A 15,577-nucleotide genomic window follows, 5' to 3' on the forward strand; every position below is an offset into this window, starting at 1 on the left:
CTGTTTCAATCAGGTCTTTGCCCGTGCTCAGAGCTTGAGCTTGCCGGGGAAATAGTGATCGTAGGCCAGGGCATAATCCGGCGAGTTCATCAGCTCATAGAAGGTCACCTGCTCGACCCAGGCGCGCTGGCTGTCGAGGGTCTTCTTCATGAACGGATCCTGCTCCAGTTCCGGGATCAGCTTGTCCCAGGCTTCAAGCTGTGCCGCGAGGATGTTTTCCGAGGTGCGGTGCACGGTGACGCCCGCCTCTTCCTGCAACCACTTGAGATCGGACGAATACCGACGCATCGCCTTGGCGGTGTTCGCGGTCGAAGCGGCTTCGACGCCGTATTTCAGGATCGCGCGCAGATCCGGGTCCAGCTCTTCCATGGTGAATTTGGAGAACAGGAACTCGAAGCTTTCCGATGCCTGGTGGTAGGACGACAGATAGTAGTTCTTCGCCACGTCATGCGCGCCGAAATCCTTGTCCGAGGACGGGTTGTTGAACTCGAACGCGTCAATCACGCCACGCTCCATCGCGGGCACGATCTCGCCGCCCGGAAGCTGTGCAACCGACATGCCCATGCTCTGCAGCAGGTCCGCCGCGAGGCCAACGGTACGATACTTGAAGCCGTCGAGGTCCTCGGCGGTGTTCACCTCTTCCTTGAACCAGCCAAAGGGCTGCGCGAACATCGGGAAGCCGAGATAGCCGTCAACATCCATGCCGAGGATGTCCTGGGTCAGCTCGTCATAGAGCGCCTTGCCGCCGCCTTCGTAGAACCAGCTCAGCATCGTGGTGGCCGAGCCACCAAAGACCGGGCCGGTACCAAAGAGCGATGCGGCCTTGTTCTTGCCATACCAGTAGACCGGCACCGAGTGCGCGGCGTCGAGAACACCATCGTTCACCGCATCGAGCACCTGGAACGCAGCCACGACGGCGCCTGCGGGCAGCACGTCGATCTTGAGACGGCCACCGGACATTTCCTCCACCCGGTCGGCATAGTCCTGTGCGAATTCCTGCCAGATATTCCCGGCCCCCCAGGATGTCTGCATTTTCAGCACGATCGGCGCTTGCGCCAATACCGCCGGTGCCGCGAGCGTGCTCGCAGCCGCCACCGGCGCCCCTACCGCCGCGCGGCGCAGGAACGAACGGCGGTCAAACTTCGCCTTGTCTGTCATAGTATCCTCCCATAGTTTTCTTGCGTCAGATCGCGATCTGGATGGCGGGCAAACCCTATTTACCACGGCCGATTCGAGGCCCTGCAATCCTCCACACGAGCACAATCGTAACGGTTATCCGTCCAAAGGCAAGCATTCTGGTAAGATTAATTTACCAAATACCCGCATTTTGCACGTCAAACAGCCTCCGCGGGCCACGGCTCGGGGCAAAGGCCCCTCCGATCCGCCTTGCACGCCCCGGTTCGCTTTGCTTTAACCGCTGCAATTATCCCCCGGAGGTCGCGCCATGGTCGATATTGCCGCACGTGTGCACAATCACAAATGGAAGATCGACCCGATCGTCCGGTCCCTGATCGACACGGATTTTTACAAGCTCTTGATGTGCCAATCAGTATTTCGCAACAGCCGTGATACGACCGTAACATTTTCACTGATCAATCGCAGCACCTCCATTCGCCTCGCCGATCTGGTGGACGAGGGCGAATTGCGCGAACAACTCGATCACATCCGCTCGCTGTCATTGTCCCGCGGCGAGAGCACGTGGATGCGGGGCAACACATTCTATGGCAAACGCAGCATGTTCACGCCCGAATTCATGGACTGGTTCGAGACGCTGCGCCTGCCACCTTACCATCTCGAAAAACGCGATGGTCAGTACGAACTGACATTCGAAGGAAAATGGCCCGAGGTCATGCTCTGGGAAATCCCCGCGCTGGCCGTTCTGATGGAATTGCGCTCACGCGCGGTGTTGCACGACATGAAGAAATTCGAGCTTCAGGTGCTCTATGCCCGCGCGATGACCAAGCTGTGGGAGAAAGTCGAGCGCCTACGGCCCATTGACGGCCTGCGCATCGCCGATTTCGGCACACGGCGCCGACACTCCTTTCTGTGGCAGGACTGGTGCGTTCAAGCCATGCACGAAAGACTGGGCCAGCGGTTCGTCGGAACATCCAACTGTCTCATCGCCAAGAACCGCGATCTGGAGGCCATCGGGACCAATGCCCATGAATTGCCGATGGTCTACGCCGCCCTCGCCGACGATGACGCGGCCTTGGCGCGCGCGCCCTACGATGTTCTGTCGGATTGGCACGAGGAACACGACGGAAACCTGCGCATCATTCTCCCGGACACATATGGCACCAAGGGTTTTCTGGAAAACGCGCCAGACTGGCTCGCGGGCTGGACCGGTATACGCATAGACTCGGGCGACCCCGAGGCCGGCGCGGAAATCGCGATAGACTGGTGGCGCGACCGCGGCGAGGACCCCAGGCAGAAGATGGTCATCTTCTCCGATGGCCTAGATGAAAATCGTATCATCGCTCTGCACCAGCGGTTTTCAGGGCGAGTGCGCTGCTCTTTTGGCTGGGGCACTCTATTGACCAACGATTTTCGCGGATTGACACAGGATGACTCGCTGGCCCCGTTTTCTCTGGTCTGCAAGGCCGTCGCGGCAGACGGCCGCCCCACCGTCAAGCTGTCGGACAATCCTCGCAAGGCGATGGGCCCCGAAAGCGAGATCGCGCGTTACAAGCGCGTGTTCGACGTCGGCGCGCAAGAAGAAATCGACGTGGTCGTATAAACGCCGCCGCGCGCAGGCCCTTCGCTCAGGGCAAGAGCGCGCGGCGACCGTCATCCGTCAAGAGCCAGCACTGCCCCGCCTCGAAGACGGCAGGCCAGAGCGGGCGACCATAGCCCGCACCGCCATCCAGATCGATCCGATTGCCGAAATGTTGCGGCCAATCCAATGCGGTGTGCCCATGCACCACCAGCCATGGATGCGCGGCCTCGTGATCAAGAAACCCCTTCCTGATCCACATCAGATCGGCGGCGTCCTGATCGTGCAGCGCAACACCCGGCCGGATTCCTGCATGAACGAACAGCAACGGGCCCGCCTCGTGCCAGAGCGGCAAGCCCGCGAGCCAGTCACGATGGGCCTGTGGCACGGCCGCCCGGGCCTCGGGCCAGGCGGGCATGTCCTCAGTCGCGATCACATTGTAAGAGGCAAGCGTCGCCGCGCCGCCAAGCCGGGGATTCAACCAGCTGAGACCCGAGCGCACATGCTCCGAACGCGTCGCGCCGGTATCGATGAAATCCACAAACATCTGATCGTGATTGCCCCGCAACACGGTCCACGGACGGCCCTGCGCTTGTCCGGTCATCAAACGCTCGATCACGTCGCAGGAGGCAGCCCCCCTGTCGACCAGATCGCCCAGAAAAACGATGGGCGCATCCGCCCCGCCGTCCTGAAAAACCAGATCCAGAGCGGCATCGAGCAAGGCGATCTGCCCGTGAATGTCAGGAATGGCATATATGCGATCAGTCATGCGCCCGTTGAACCCGTGCAAGCCGCGGATGTCCAGTCATTTCCCGATGCACATTCCTCAAGTCCGACATGCAAAACCGCCGCCCAAAGGTCGTTGGGCGGCGATCGTCTCGGCTGAATGAAACAGGATATCCGGGCTTTAATTCACATCGAACCGCAATTCGCGAATCTGCTGGAACTTGCCGGTCGCATGCAATGCCTTGATCGCCGCATCCGGCACCGAGGCATCGACATACAAGAGCGCAATCGCCTCGCCCCCCGCATCCGAGCGGCCAAGGGTAAAGTTGGCGATGTTCACGCCATTCTCGCCCATCGTGTGGCCGAGCGTGCCGATGATTCCCGGCACGTCCTCGTTCGTGGTATAGAGCATGTGGCGGCCGATCTCGGCGTCGATATTGATGCCCTTGATCTGGATGAAACGCGGCTTGCCATCGCTGAACACCGTGCCGCCGATGGAGCGCTCGCGCTTGTCGGTGACGACGGTGATCTTGACATAGCCCTCGAAGGCGCCGGACTTGTCCTGCTTGGTGGTCGAGATCTTGACCCCGCGTTCTTTGGCCACCACAGGGGCCGAAACCATGTTCACCTCGGGGTTCACCGATTTCATGATCCCCGCCACGGCGGCAGAGGTCAGGGCGCCGAGGTTCATTTCGCTGGCCACACCATCGTACAGGATGTTGATCGCCTTGATCGGCTCGTCGGTCATCTGGCCGATGAAATTGCCCAGGTGATCCGACAGCTTGATCCACGGCCCCATCACCTTGGCCTCTTCGGCTGTCACCGACGGCATGTTGAGCGCGTTGGTCACAGCGCCCGTCAGCAGGTAGTCGGACATCTGTTCGGCCACTTGCAGCGCAACGTTTTCCTGTGCCTCGGTGGTCGCGGCCCCGAGATGCGGCGTGCAGACCACGTTGGGCAGGCCGAAGAGCGGATTGTCCACCGCTGGTTCCTCGGCAAAGACATCAAAGCCCGCGCCCGCGACATGGCCGTCTTTCAACAGATCCGCCAGCGCCTGTTCGTCCACCAGCCCGCCACGCGCGCAGTTGATGACGCGCACGCCGGTCTTGGTTTTTTCGAGGTTCTCACGGCTCAGGATGTTGCGGGTCTGATCCGTGAGCGGCACATGCAGGGTGATGAAATCGGCGCGCTTCAGCAACTCGTCAAGCTCGACCTTTTCCACCCCCATCTTGTCGGCCTTTTCCTGCCCGAGGAACGGGTCATAGGCCACCACCTTCATCTTGAGGCCGCGCGCGCGATCGCAGACGATGCCGCCGATATTGCCCGCGCCGATCACGCCAAGCGTCTTGCCGGTCAGTTCGACACCCATGAAGCGCGACTTTTCCCACTTGCCTGCTTGGGTCGAGGCCGACGCCTCGGGGATTTGCCGCGCCACGGCGAACATCATCGCAATGGCATGCTCGGCGGTGGTGATCATGTTGCCGAACGGCGTGTTCATCACGATCACGCCTTTTTTCGAGGCCGCGACCTTGTCGATATTGTCGGTGCCGATGCCCGCCCGCGCGATCACCTTGAGGTTTGTCGCATTGGCGAGGATCTTTTCCGTGACCTTGGTGGCCGAGCGGATGGCGAGACCATCATACTCGCCGATCACTTCGGCCAGCTTGTCCTTGTCTTTGCCCAGATCGGGCTGGAAATCCACGTCGATGCCGCGATCGCGAAAGATCTGCACGGCGGTTTCAGAGAGTTTGTCGGATACGAGTACCTTGGGAGCCATTTTTGCTGGTCCTTTGATGAAACATTTGGGGGGAGGGCCCGAATTCCTGCACGGAATTCGGACCGATTTCTTTTCAAGAAATCGGGGTCACGCCGTCTCGGACAGCGCCGCGATTTCAGCCTCAAAGGCCCATTCGATCCATGGCATGAGCGCGGCCACATCGGTGGTCTCGACCGTACCGCCGCACCAGATGCGCAATCCGGGGGGCGCGTCGCGATAGGCGCCGACGTCATAGGCCACGCCCTCGGCCTCCAGCCGCTTGGCCACCGCCTTGGCGAAGGCCGCCCCATCGGTGATACGCTCATCAGTGAACTTCAGGCAAACGGAGGTGTTGGACCGGATCGCCGGCTCGTCCGCCAGAAAGGCCAGCCATTCGGCCTTTGCGACAAAGCTCTGCACCGCCGCGAGGTTGGCATTGGCGCGCGCGCGCAGGCCGTCGAGCCCGCCCACTGACTCCGCCCAGTCCAGCGCCACAAGGTAATCCTCGACCGCGAGCATGGAGGGGGTGTTGATCGTCTCGCCCACGAAAATCCCGTCGATCAGCTTGCCGCTCTTGGTGAGGCGAAATATCTTGGGCAGCGGCCATGCCGGCGTGTAGCTTTCCAGCCGCTCCACTGCGCGGGGGCTCAGGATGATCATGCCATGCGCGGCCTCGCCGCCCAGCACTTTTTGCCAGCTGAAGGTGGTCACATCCAGCTTGTCCCAAGGCAGGCGCTGCGCGAAGGCGGCCGAGGTGGCGTCGCAGATCGTCAGACCAGCGCGATCCGCCTTGATCCAGTCGCCATTGGGCACGCGCACGCCAGAGGTCGTCCCGTTCCAGGTGAACACCACGTCTTTATCGGTATCCACGCTCTCCAGATCCACGATCTCGCCGTAGTCGGCTGTCTTGACCTCTGCATCGAGCTTCAACTGCTTGACCGCGTCGGTGACCCAGCCTGCGCCGAAGCTCTCCCATGCGAGCACTTCGACAGGACGAGCACCGAGCAGGTTCCACATCGCCATTTCCACCGCCCCGGTATCGGAGGCGGGAACGATGCCGATGCGATAGTCGTCGGGGATGCCCAAAATCTCACGCGTCCGCTCTATCGCGGCCTTGAGCTTGGCCTTGCCCACGGCGGCACGGTGACTGCGCCCCAGTGATGCGTCAGACAGCTTGTCGAGCGAGAATGTCGGGATTTTGGCACAGGGGCCAGAAGAAAAACGCGGATTTGCCGGCCGCGTCGCCGGGTATTGCATAGCCATTGCTGCTATCCTTCCAGATAAGCGCCCCTCGTTGGGGAGGGGTGTCCCACCGAGGTGGATACGCCCAAGAAGGATAATCGGCAAGGGTTACAAATGCCGCAGCTGCAAAAAGACGCCCATTTCAAGGTGCAAAGCGGCACTTGGGTTTCCGATCGGCGCCAAGGCGACGATTTACGACACCTCGCCAAGCGGGCCCTGCCCCGGCCTGTCAGCCGGCGCGGTTTTCCAACGCTTCTATCCGTGCCTTCAATGTCTCGTTTTCCTCGCGGGCCTTCTGCGCCATGGCACGCACCGCGTCAAATTCTTCGCGGGTCACGAAATCATGCTCCGAGAGCCAACGGTCAATGAGCGACTTCATGGCCGTTTCGGCCTCTGTTCGCGCCCCTTGCGCCACGCCCATGGCATTGGTCATCAACTGGCTGATATCGTCGAGCACTTTGTTTCGGGTCTGCATCGATCTCTCCGGCATTGCATTCGCCCTCTTATATGGGTCACGAGACGCAGATCACAAGGTTGACTTGCCCCCGGCCCAGAGGCAGAGAGACGCATATGCACGCCATGATCCCCTTTCCCGACATCAGCCCTGAATTGTTCTCCATTTCGGTTTTCGGGATGGAGTTCGCGCTGCGCTGGTACGCCCTCGCCTATATCGCGGGCATCGTGATCGGCTGGCGTCTGGTTGTGGCGAGTGTCAGGCGGCCCGACCTGTGGCCGGATCGCACCGCGCCGATGGATCCGCGCGCCGTCGAGGACTTGCTGACCTGGGTCATTCTAGGGGTCATTCTGGGCGGTCGGCTTGGGTATGTCCTGTTCTACCAGCCTGGGTATTACATCGCCAATCCCGGCGAAATCCTCGCCGTCTGGCAGGGCGGCATGGCGTTTCACGGCGGCTTGCTCGGCGTCGTTGTGGCTGTTCTGGTGTTTTCCATGCGGCGCGGTATTCGCTGGCTATCTGTGGCCGATGCGCTCTGCATGGTAACGCCGGTCGGATTGCTGCTCGGCCGGATCGCGAATTTCATAAATGCAGAGCTGTGGGGCCGTCCGACCGACCTGCCATGGGGCGTAATCTTTCCCGGCCGCGCGGCACAGGATTGCGCGGAGGTTGTCGGTCTTTGCGCACGCCATCCGTCCCAGCTCTATGAGGCGGCGCTTGAGGGGCTGCTGCTCGGCGCGGTGCTGTTGTGGCTGGGCTGGCGCCGCGGCGCGCTCCGGGCGCCGGGTACGCTCACGGGGGTATTCTTTGCTGGCTACGGGGCGGCACGGTTTCTGGTCGAATTTGTCCGGCAGCCCGATGCACAGTTCGTCAGCCCCGGCAATCCGCTGGGTCTTGCGGTGCACATCGACGGCTATGGCCTCACGATGGGACAGCTCTTGTCCTTGCCGATGATCGCCTTCGGGATCGCAATGGCGCTATGGGCACGGCGGGCATGACCGGGCTGCACACCGACCTCATACGCCGGATCAGTGAGACCGGGCCGATCACCTTGGCCGACTTCATGGCGACCTGTTTGATGGACCCGACGCATGGCTACTACGCCACCCGCGATCCCTTTGGCACGGACGGCGATTTTGTCACCGCTCCCGAGATCAGCCAGATGTTTGGCGAGTTGCTCGGCTTGTGCCTTGCGCAATCCTGGCTGGATCAAGGACAGCCCGCTCCTTTTATCCTGGCAGAGCTAGGACCGGGGCGCGGGACACTCATGGCCGACATCCTGCGCGCCACACGCGCCATGCCCGGCTTTGCCGAGGCCGCAGAGGTGCATTTCGTCGAGGGCTCATCCGCATTGCGACGCATTCAGGCCAAAACCGTTGGTCGGGATGATATTGTCTGGCATTCACACATCGAGAGCCTGCCCGATGCGCCGCTCTGGCTTGTCGCAAACGAGTTCTTTGACGCGCTGCCGATCCGCCAGTTTCAGCGCCACGACGATGCGTGGCGTGAGCGGGTCGTCGGGGTTCAGGACCAGACCCTCGCATTCGGTCTCGGCGGGCCGGTGGACCCTCCGGCGCTGACCGAGAGGCTTGACGATACCCGCGATGGCGATCTCGTCGAGATCTGCGGACCGGGCGAGGCCATCGCCGCCGGTATCGGTCACCGCATTGCCACACAAGGCGGCGTCGCGCTGATCGTGGATTATGGAGACTGGCACTCCCTGGGCGACACATTTCAGGCGGTTCAGGGCCATGCCCCCGTCGATCCACTCTCAGAGCCGGGCGCGGCGGACCTGACCGCACATGTGGATTTTGAGGCGCTGGCGCGAGCGTCAGCCCCGTGCGCCCATACGCGCCTGACGCCGCAGGGCGTCTTTCTTGAGCGGCTTGGGATCGGCGCGCGGGCAGAGGCGCTGGCGCGCAATCTGGACGGCCCGGCACGCGAAAACCATCTCGCCGCATATCGACGCTTGACCGACCCTGCTGAAATGGGGAGGCTCTTCAAGGTGCTCGGCCTCTATCCCGAGACCGCCACGCCGCCACCCGGATTGGACCCATGACGCTCGAAATCCTGACCTCGGATAGCCTGGCACCACTGCGCCACGGGTTCTTTACCCGGCGGGGCGGGGCATCTTCGGGCGTGTTTTCCGGCCTCAACTGCGGGCCGGGTTCTTCGGATCAATCCGATGTCGTCCGTATCAACCGGACGCGCGTGGCCGAGGCGATGGGCGTCCTGCCGGAAAATCTCATCACCGTGCATCAGGTGCATTCGGCCGATGTGGTGCCGATAAGCGGCCCGCTCGGAGCAAAACCGCGCGCCGATGCGATGGTCAGTGCGACCCCCGGCGTGGTGCTTGGCGTCCTGACCGCAGATTGCCAGCCAGTGCTCTTCGCGGATGCCGACGCCGGCGTCATCGGAGCCGCGCATGCTGGGTGGCGCGGAGCGCTCGATGGCGTGCTGGAGGCCACAGTCGACGGGATGGAACAATTGGGCGCGACCCGCTCCAGCATCACCGCCGTGATCGGGCCTTCGATTTCACAGGCCGCTTATGAGGTAGGGCCGGAATTCCTAGAAGATTTCCTTGCCGAAGACCCGGAGAACAGCTGGTTTTTCGCCAATGGCAAGGATGGGCGATATCACTTCGACCTGCCCGGCTATGGTTTGCACCGGTTGCGCAGCGCGGGCATCGGCCTGGCAGAGTGGACGCGCCATTGCACCTATGTCGATCCCGCGCGGTTCTATTCATACCGGCGCAGCACCCATGCCGGCGAGGCCGATTATGGGCGCTTGATCTCGGCAATCCGCCTCTGATTGCGGCGTGAATCGGCCCCAAAGCACGGGTTTTTGGCAGAAATTAAGGCGCACCTTCTTCTTGAAATCAGGAAATTTCATTTTTTTCATAGAGTTATGAGGTGATCCCCGCCTCCCTGATCTGACCTGTCTTGCCTGAATTTTTACCATTTCCGTCAAAACTTGGCCCCAAAGCCTGAGCATAGTTGCGAGTAGAGAAACAATGCGGCCTGCGGGTCCAGACCAAAGAGGACAGAGTCATGAAAGCACGTTGGTTGAAATCCGTGGTGAAGCACAGCAAAGAGGCGGCACCGTCCCTGCCCTACTCCCGGTCGCAGCGACGCATGACACCGCGCGCACGGATCGTCGACTTGCCCAAGCCTGCAAAAACCGCCTGATCAAGAGGGGTGGGGCGGTATCTCGAAGCTCCCGCTCCGAGTGCGCCGGAAAGATCGGGCTCTACGTTGCCTGCCGCTGACGCCAGAGCGTGAACAATCCCGCCGCCACGATCAGCGCACTGCCCAAGGCCACGTTCAGGCGGATGGCCTCGGAGAACACCACGATGCCGATGGTGCTGGCAAAGAGCAGTTGAAGGTAGGCAAAAGGCTGCACGGCGCTCGCTTCGGCCACTTCGTAACATTTGATCAGCGTGTAGTGGCCTGCCGCCCCTGTTATGCAAAGCGCACCCATCCAGATCCAGTCCGGGCGGGTCATCGGCTCCCAATACCACATGCCAACGGCGGTCATCGCCACCGAGCCCACCGTCCCGGTCCAGAAAAAACTGGTCGCGGCGCTGTCGAGCCGGGCGACGTATCGGGTCAGCAGCCCGTAGAGCGCGAACATAAGCGCGGCGATGAAGGGAACGATGGCCTGCGGCTGGAACACGCCGATGCCGGGTTTGAGGATAATGATCACCCCAATAAAGCCCACGCCAATCGCGACCCAGCGCCGCCAGCCCACGCTCTCGCCCAGCACCGGCCCCGAAAGCGCGGCGATCAGCAACGGGTAACAGGCAAAGACCGCATGGCTCTCGACCAGACCCAGCAGAGTAAAGCCAAAGATCATCACGCAGATCTCGGCCACCAGCAGCACGGCGCGAAATCCCTGCATCAGCGGCTGGCGCGTGGCGGCGGCGGCGCGCAGCCCACCGGCCTTGCGCGCGGCGATGGACATCACGAAGGCGGCGAAGAACCAGTAGCGGATCATCACCACCATCAGGACATTATATTCGCCCGCCAGATGCCGCGAGATGCCATCCTGCACCGCGAAAATGAACGTGGTCAGCACCATCAACCAGATGCCGAGGCGGGTGTTTTGCAGGGTCATGGCTGGCCTTTCACAGCGGTGGTCATGTGCCGCTTGCGCCCATAACCCGCCTGACGGGTAACACAAAACCCGGCAGCCTCAAGACCCCTGCGGACAAAGCCCGCTGCGGTATAGGTCGCAGCGGTGCCTCCTGAACCGGTATGGCGGGCAACCTCTGCCATCAGCTCCGGCTGCCACAGTTCGGGGTTCCTCGCCGGGGAGAACCCGTCCAGAAACCACGCATCGGCCAGGCCCGGCCACGCCGCCACGGTTTCGCGCGCATCCCCCGTGACAAGGTGGAAACACAGGTCGGGCAGCTCGATCCGTTGCGACTGACCTTGCCAATGCGGCGCAAGCTCTGCTGCGATATCAGCCAGTTGCCCAAAGCGATCTTGCGCGCGGCGCATGTCGGCGGGTGCCATTGGAAAGGCTTCGAAACTGGTGAAATACAACCTTCCCGCACAGCCCCTGTTACGCCACGCATCCAGAGCCGCCAAGAGATTCAGCCCGGTGCCAAACCCCAGCTCCGCAATGTGAAAGCCATCGGTGAACCGCGCTGGCAGATCGTTGCCGGCAAGAAACACGTGGCGGGTCTCTTCAAGCCCGTTTTCAAGGCTGAAATAGGGATCGTCGAATCGCGTCGAGACGGGAACATCGTCGTCGCGCCAGATCAGGTCTGCGGGATGGTCCTGCACGCGGCGATCCTCTAAGACAGGGGGGACGCGCGCAACCATGGGGTGGGAACAGGCGAATGGCAATGGCCGATGTCACGGTAAGGGGAGCGGGTATTTTCGGCCTCTCCGTCGCATGGGCCTGCCTGCGTCGCGGCGCGCGGGTGCGGGTGATCGACCCATATGGCCCCGGTGCCGGCGCGTCGGGTGGCGTGGTCGGGGCGCTCGCCCCGCATGTGCCGGAGAACTGGAATGAAAAGAAGGCGTTTCAGTTCGAGAGCCTGCTGATGGCCGAACAGTTTTGGGCCGAGGTCGCTGACATATCGGGGCTGTCGCCCGGCTATGCACGTCTGGGCCGGATACAGCCGATTACGGACGCTGCCGGATTAGCGCTCGCGCGGGCGCGCGAGCACGGTGCCGCACAGCTCTGGCAGGGCAAGGCGGGCTGGCATGTTGAGCAGGCTGACAACGCGTGGTGTCCCGCCAGCCCCAGCGGATACGTGATCCGGGATACGCTGACCGCACGGCTGCATCCCCGCCATGCCTGCGCCGCGCTTGTTGCGGCGCTGCGCGTGACGGGGGCGGATGTGGCGCCCGATGGCTCAGACGAGGGGCGCGTGCTCTGGGCCACCGGCGTCGCCGATCTCGAACGGCTGAACGCCACCCATCACCGTCTGGTCGGCAATGGCGTCAAGGGTCAGGGCGCAGTGCTGGATTTCGACGCCCGCGACCAGCCTCAGCTATTTGCCGACACGGTGCACATCGTGCCCCACGCCGACGGGACCACAGCCGTAGGCTCAACCTCCGAACGCGAATATAACGACCCAACCGACACCGACGCGCAGTTGGACGCCGTGATTGCACGGGCCCGTCAGGCGGTGCCCGCCCTGGCCGAAGCGCGTGTCATCGCACGTTGGGCCGGTGTGCGCCCGCGCTCGCGCTCGCGCGCGCCGATGCTCGGGGCACATCCACTGCATCCGGGCGCGTTCATCGCCAATGGCGGGTTCAAGATCGGCTTTGGCATGGCACCCAAGGTGGCACAGGTGATGGCCGATCTGATGCTCGACGGTGTCGACCGCATCCCCGAGGGCTTTCGTCCCGAGGCATCGCTTTGAAAGGGCCAGACATGGCACCCAGGATTGACCGCATCGACCACCTTGTCCTGACCGTCGCGGACATCACGGCAACCATCGCATTTTACCGCGACGCACTCGGCATGGACGCGGTGGTGTTTCATCCCTCGGATGGCACGACCCGGCATGCTCTGCGGTTCGGCACCCACAAGATCAACCTGCACCCGGCGGGCGCGGAATATGAACCCAAGGCGAGTCATCCGCGTCCCGGCAGCGCCGATCTGTGTTTTCTCAGTCCGACTCCGCTTGCGGAATGGCAAGCGCATCTCGCGCGCCTCGGCGTGCCTGTCGAGCAAGGTCCGGTAGACCGGAGCGGCGCTGTGGGGTCACTACTGTCGATCTATCTACGTGACCCGGATGGCAACCTCATCGAGATATCCAACCAGCAATAACGCAGTCAGACCCGGTGATAGGGACTACCGGCGAGGATCGAGGCGGCGCGGTAGAGCTGTTCGCTCAGCATCACCCGGGCCAGCATATGCGGCCAGACCATCTTGCCAAATGACAGCGAAAAATCGGCCTGCGCGCGCAAGCCCGGCGCAATTCCGTCCGCGCCGCCGAGGACAAAGGCCACATCGCCGCGCCCGGCATCGCGCCATCCGGCCAGACGGTCTGAAAAGTCAGGGGAAGACATGAGCGTGCCACGCTCATCCAGCACCACGATCACCGCGCCCTTGGGGATCACACGCTCCAGCAGGGCGGCTTCGGCCTCCATGCCGCCGCCCTTCTTGTCCTCGACCTCGTGCAGAGCAAGCGGGCCGAGGCCCAGCGCCCGCCCCGTTCGGTCGAACCGGGTGATGTAATCGTCGATCAATGCGCGTTCCGGGCCGGTCCGCAACCGGCCCACCGCGCAGATATGCACCCGCATTCAGGCTTGGGTCGCTGCCGTCTGCCCGGTGGGCATCCACATCTTCTCAAGCTGATAGAACTCGCGCACTTCGGGGCGGAACACATGGACGATCACATCGCCCGTGTCGATCAGCACCCAATCGCCGGTCTCCTTGCCCTCGGTGCGGGCCAGAACGCCGTGCTCCTGCTTGAGCCGATCCATCAGCTTTTCCGCGATCGACGAGACCTGCCGCGAAGAGCGGCCCGAGCAGATCACCATGTAATCACCAATGGCAGTCTTGCCGCGCAGATCAATCTGCACGACATCCTCGGCCTTGTCGTCTGAAAGGGATTGAAGGATCGCCGCAAGCTGCGCTTCGCTATCTGCGACCGTTCCGGGCGTCATCGAAAACGCCCCCTGCTCAGCGGCGCCTGCCGCATGCGTCGTAAAAGACAGGACATAGTCCTCCTCTCTGGCACACCGCAAAGCCCCGGTGCCGGGCGTGCATTAAAAATAGCAAGACACACGTGACTTTTCAATGAAGCGCAACCCGAGATACGGTCACACACGCGAATATGCGTGATTTTTACCCATGGTTGGCCTCTTCGCCCAACATCCGAACCTCGCGTTGAGGGAACGGGATGGAAACACCATTTGCCTGAAACGCGTCCCAGAGGGCCAGATAGACATTACCGCGAATGTTTGTGAGGCCGCCGGTGGGATCGCGAATCCAGAACCGCAGGATATAATCCACGCTGCTGTCGCCAAACCCCACGATATGGCAGACCGGCGGTTTGCTGCTCAACACACGGTCGACGCTCTTGGCCGCCTCGATGGCGATCTTGCGCACCTTGTGCGGGTCGTCGCCATAGGCCGTGCCGAAATAGATGTCGAGCCGCACGAAATCATTGGAATGGGACCAGTTGACCACCTGCCCGGTGATCAGGTCCTCGTTCGGGATGAGATATTCGCGCCCGTCGCGCGTGGTGATCGACACATAGCGCGCGCCGAGGCTGTTGATCCAGCCAAAGGTCTCACCAAGGCTGATCACGTCGCCGGGCTTGATCGACTTGTCGAGCAGGATGATCACGCCCGAAACAAGGTTCGACACCACTTTTTGCAGACCAAACCCAAGCCCCACGCCGATGGCGCCTGACAGCACCGCAAGGCCCGTCAGATCGACACCCACCGTGCGCAGGCCGATGAAGAACGCCGCGCCATAAAGCAGCACTTGCAGGAACTTGACCACCAGCACCTGCATCGAGGGCGAAATATCGGCGTTCTTGCGCACCTGCGCCGCGCTGGTGGTCGAGATGAAGCGCGCCATGGCAAACAGCACGCCGATCACGATCACCGCCTGCACGATCAGCCAGAGCGACAGCCGCGTCTCGCCAAACTCGACCGCCCAGCCATCGAGCAGGGTTTGCGCCTCCTCGGTCAGGTTCAGGATGCTGAGCGTGACCCATGTCCAGGCCGCGTAGCGCACCAGCGCCCGCAGAAAACTGTTGCCGATCAGCCGCGTGACGATGGCGATCATCAGCCATGCAAGGGCCAGTTCGGCGAAGATCGTCAGCAGATAGGATCGGCTGGGCCAGGTGTAGGTCTGCATCAGCCAGACCACCGGCCAGATCAGCATCACGAAAAAGATCAGCCGCAATCGCCGGTGCAGCATGACCAGCAGGCGCATGCGCCATTTCGGCCAGCCCTCGCGCCGCCGCATCCATTCCCGGCAGGCCGGGCCAAGCAGGGCGTTCAGCAGATGCGCCAGCCCGAACAGACCGACGGCGATGACGATCTGATACGCATTCCACGGGCGCAGCAGGCTGCGCAGGAACAATTCAAGCTGCGCCCAGAGCCCGAGCGCGATATCCTGTGTCAACGTGACCGCATCACCTTCCATGCCTGGCAGAGTGGCACGCGCCTGACGCCCCCACAAGGCCGCACTGGACAAGGGGCGG

The 15,577-nt window shown here is 62.3% G+C and carries 17 protein-coding genes; 7 read left to right on the forward strand and 10 right to left on the reverse strand.

Features of this window, described 5'->3' with window-relative positions; genetic code table 11:
* Positions 1-27: 27 nt before the first annotated feature.
* Positions 28-1,158: a TRAP transporter substrate-binding protein gene (locus tag Q0X85_RS16290; RefSeq protein WP_297773667.1), complete on the reverse strand. Its 1,131-nt coding sequence runs from the start codon at positions 1,156-1,158 to the stop codon at positions 28-30.
* A gap of 286 nt (positions 1,159-1,444) precedes the next feature.
* Between Q0X85_RS16290 and pncB the strand changes: the two genes are divergently transcribed.
* On the forward strand, positions 1,445-2,737 hold the full coding sequence (gene pncB / locus Q0X85_RS16295; RefSeq protein WP_297773669.1) for a nicotinate phosphoribosyltransferase: 1,293 nt from the start codon (positions 1,445-1,447) through the stop codon (positions 2,735-2,737).
* Positions 2,738-2,762: 25 nt separating this feature from the next.
* Here the strand turns inward: pncB and Q0X85_RS16300 are convergent, their stop codons facing one another.
* The 4 genes from Q0X85_RS16300 to Q0X85_RS16315 all read right to left on the reverse strand — a co-directional run bounded on the left by Q0X85_RS16300 (position 2,763) and on the right by Q0X85_RS16315 (position 6,912).
* Positions 2,763-3,482: a metallophosphoesterase gene (locus tag Q0X85_RS16300; protein WP_297773672.1), complete on the reverse strand. Its 720-nt coding sequence runs from the start codon at positions 3,480-3,482 to the stop codon at positions 2,763-2,765.
* Between the two features lie 138 nt (positions 3,483-3,620).
* Complete coding sequence (gene serA / locus Q0X85_RS16305; protein WP_297773675.1) at positions 3,621-5,216, reverse strand: phosphoglycerate dehydrogenase; 1,596 nt, start codon at positions 5,214-5,216, stop codon at positions 3,621-3,623.
* An 87-nt stretch (positions 5,217-5,303) separates the two neighbouring features.
* Positions 5,304-6,458, reverse strand: a complete 1,155-nt coding sequence (locus tag Q0X85_RS16310; protein ID WP_297773677.1) for a phosphoserine transaminase — start codon at positions 6,456-6,458, stop codon at positions 5,304-5,306.
* 208 nt (positions 6,459-6,666) lie between these two features.
* Positions 6,667-6,912, reverse strand: coding sequence for an accessory factor UbiK family protein (locus Q0X85_RS16315; RefSeq protein ID WP_297773680.1), 246 nt, complete (start codon positions 6,910-6,912; stop codon positions 6,667-6,669).
* Between the two features lie 95 nt (positions 6,913-7,007).
* Between Q0X85_RS16315 and lgt the strand changes: the two genes are divergently transcribed.
* The 4 genes from lgt (at position 7,008) to Q0X85_RS16335 (ending at position 10,079) form a co-directional block, all read left to right on the forward strand.
* The gene (gene lgt, locus Q0X85_RS16320; protein WP_297773682.1) at positions 7,008-7,889 is read left to right on the forward strand and encodes a prolipoprotein diacylglyceryl transferase; all 882 of its coding nucleotides are present in this window, start codon (positions 7,008-7,010) and stop codon (positions 7,887-7,889) included.
* Positions 7,886-8,950, forward strand: coding sequence for an SAM-dependent methyltransferase (locus tag Q0X85_RS16325; RefSeq protein ID WP_297773684.1), 1,065 nt, complete (start codon positions 7,886-7,888; stop codon positions 8,948-8,950). The genes lgt and Q0X85_RS16325 overlap by 4 nt, the downstream gene beginning before the upstream one ends.
* A complete protein-coding gene (pgeF, locus tag Q0X85_RS16330; RefSeq protein ID WP_297773686.1) occupies positions 8,947-9,702 on the forward strand; it encodes a peptidoglycan editing factor PgeF in 756 nt (251 codons plus the stop codon). The genes Q0X85_RS16325 and pgeF overlap by 4 nt, the downstream gene beginning before the upstream one ends.
* Positions 9,703-9,941: 239 nt before the next feature.
* Positions 9,942-10,079 (forward strand): hypothetical protein, encoded by a 138-nt coding sequence (locus Q0X85_RS16335; protein ID WP_297773688.1) that lies wholly within the window; start codon positions 9,942-9,944, stop codon positions 10,077-10,079.
* Positions 10,080-10,140: 61 nt separating this feature from the next.
* Here Q0X85_RS16335 and Q0X85_RS16340 read toward each other — a convergent pair whose 3' ends face one another.
* On the reverse strand, positions 10,141-11,007 hold the full coding sequence (locus tag Q0X85_RS16340) for a DMT family transporter (protein WP_297773689.1): 867 nt from the start codon (positions 11,005-11,007) through the stop codon (positions 10,141-10,143).
* Positions 11,004-11,681 (reverse strand): tRNA (5-methylaminomethyl-2-thiouridine)(34)-methyltransferase MnmD, encoded by a 678-nt coding sequence (gene mnmD, locus Q0X85_RS16345; RefSeq protein WP_297773691.1) that lies wholly within the window; start codon positions 11,679-11,681, stop codon positions 11,004-11,006. The genes Q0X85_RS16340 and mnmD overlap by 4 nt, the downstream gene beginning before the upstream one ends.
* A 62-nt stretch (positions 11,682-11,743) precedes the next feature.
* On the opposite strand from mnmD, the gene Q0X85_RS16350 reads away from it, so the two are divergent.
* Together Q0X85_RS16350 and Q0X85_RS16355 are read left to right on the forward strand one after the other, a co-directional pair.
* The gene (locus Q0X85_RS16350; protein WP_297773694.1) at positions 11,744-12,772 is read left to right on the forward strand and encodes an FAD-dependent oxidoreductase; all 1,029 of its coding nucleotides are present in this window, start codon (positions 11,744-11,746) and stop codon (positions 12,770-12,772) included.
* A gap of 11 nt (positions 12,773-12,783) precedes the next feature.
* Positions 12,784-13,182 (forward strand): VOC family protein, encoded by a 399-nt coding sequence (locus tag Q0X85_RS16355; RefSeq protein WP_297773697.1) that lies wholly within the window; start codon positions 12,784-12,786, stop codon positions 13,180-13,182.
* Positions 13,183-13,187: 5 nt separating this feature from the next.
* Here Q0X85_RS16355 and rlmH read toward each other — a convergent pair whose 3' ends face one another.
* From rlmH to Q0X85_RS16370, 3 genes are all read right to left on the reverse strand, one after another.
* On the reverse strand, positions 13,188-13,658 hold the full coding sequence (gene rlmH / locus Q0X85_RS16360) for a 23S rRNA (pseudouridine(1915)-N(3))-methyltransferase RlmH (RefSeq protein ID WP_297773699.1): 471 nt from the start codon (positions 13,656-13,658) through the stop codon (positions 13,188-13,190).
* A complete protein-coding gene (gene rsfS / locus Q0X85_RS16365) occupies positions 13,659-14,024 on the reverse strand; it encodes a ribosome silencing factor (protein ID WP_366130233.1) in 366 nt (121 codons plus the stop codon).
* 181 nt (positions 14,025-14,205) lie between these two features.
* The gene (locus Q0X85_RS16370) at positions 14,206-15,519 is read right to left on the reverse strand and encodes a mechanosensitive ion channel domain-containing protein (protein WP_297773704.1); all 1,314 of its coding nucleotides are present in this window, start codon (positions 15,517-15,519) and stop codon (positions 14,206-14,208) included.
* Positions 15,520-15,577 lie beyond the last annotated feature (58 nt).

The sequence above is a fragment of the uncultured Roseovarius sp. genome, assembly GCF_947259555.1.
Taxonomy (GTDB): Bacteria; Pseudomonadota; Alphaproteobacteria; order Rhodobacterales; family Rhodobacteraceae; genus Roseovarius.

What these genes read in the sequence shown, in the direction of transcription:
- Q0X85_RS16355 (WP_297773697.1), top strand. Translation starts at nt 12,784, where the DNA reads ATGGCACCCAGGATTGACCGCATCGACCACCTTGTCCTGACCGTCGCG.
- Q0X85_RS16335 (WP_297773688.1), top strand. Translation starts at nt 9,942, where the DNA reads ATGAAAGCACGTTGGTTGAAATCCGTGGTGAAGCACAGCAAAGAGGCG.
- rlmH (WP_297773699.1), bottom strand. Translation starts at nt 13,658, where the DNA reads ATGCGGGTGCATATCTGCGCGGTGGGCCGGTTGCGGACCGGCCCGGAA.
- rsfS (WP_366130233.1), bottom strand. Translation starts at nt 14,024, where the DNA reads ATGACGCCCGGAACGGTCGCAGATAGCGAAGCGCAGCTTGCGGCGATC.
- serA (WP_297773675.1), bottom strand. Translation starts at nt 5,216, where the DNA reads ATGGCTCCCAAGGTACTCGTATCCGACAAACTCTCTGAAACCGCCGTG.
- pncB (WP_297773669.1), top strand. Translation starts at nt 1,445, where the DNA reads ATGGTCGATATTGCCGCACGTGTGCACAATCACAAATGGAAGATCGAC.
- Q0X85_RS16310 (WP_297773677.1), bottom strand. Translation starts at nt 6,458, where the DNA reads ATGGCTATGCAATACCCGGCGACGCGGCCGGCAAATCCGCGTTTTTCT.
- pgeF (WP_297773686.1), top strand. Translation starts at nt 8,947, where the DNA reads ATGACGCTCGAAATCCTGACCTCGGATAGCCTGGCACCACTGCGCCAC.
- Q0X85_RS16350 (WP_297773694.1), top strand. Translation starts at nt 11,744, where the DNA reads ATGGCCGATGTCACGGTAAGGGGAGCGGGTATTTTCGGCCTCTCCGTC.
- Q0X85_RS16300 (WP_297773672.1), bottom strand. Translation starts at nt 3,482, where the DNA reads ATGACTGATCGCATATATGCCATTCCTGACATTCACGGGCAGATCGCC.
- Q0X85_RS16315 (WP_297773680.1), bottom strand. Translation starts at nt 6,912, where the DNA reads ATGCAGACCCGAAACAAAGTGCTCGACGATATCAGCCAGTTGATGACC.
- Q0X85_RS16370 (WP_297773704.1), bottom strand. Translation starts at nt 15,519, where the DNA reads ATGGAAGGTGATGCGGTCACGTTGACACAGGATATCGCGCTCGGGCTC.
- Q0X85_RS16340 (WP_297773689.1), bottom strand. Translation starts at nt 11,007, where the DNA reads ATGACCCTGCAAAACACCCGCCTCGGCATCTGGTTGATGGTGCTGACC.
- Q0X85_RS16325 (WP_297773684.1), top strand. Translation starts at nt 7,886, where the DNA reads ATGACCGGGCTGCACACCGACCTCATACGCCGGATCAGTGAGACCGGG.
- lgt (WP_297773682.1), top strand. Translation starts at nt 7,008, where the DNA reads ATGCACGCCATGATCCCCTTTCCCGACATCAGCCCTGAATTGTTCTCC.
- Q0X85_RS16290 (WP_297773667.1), bottom strand. Translation starts at nt 1,158, where the DNA reads ATGACAGACAAGGCGAAGTTTGACCGCCGTTCGTTCCTGCGCCGCGCG.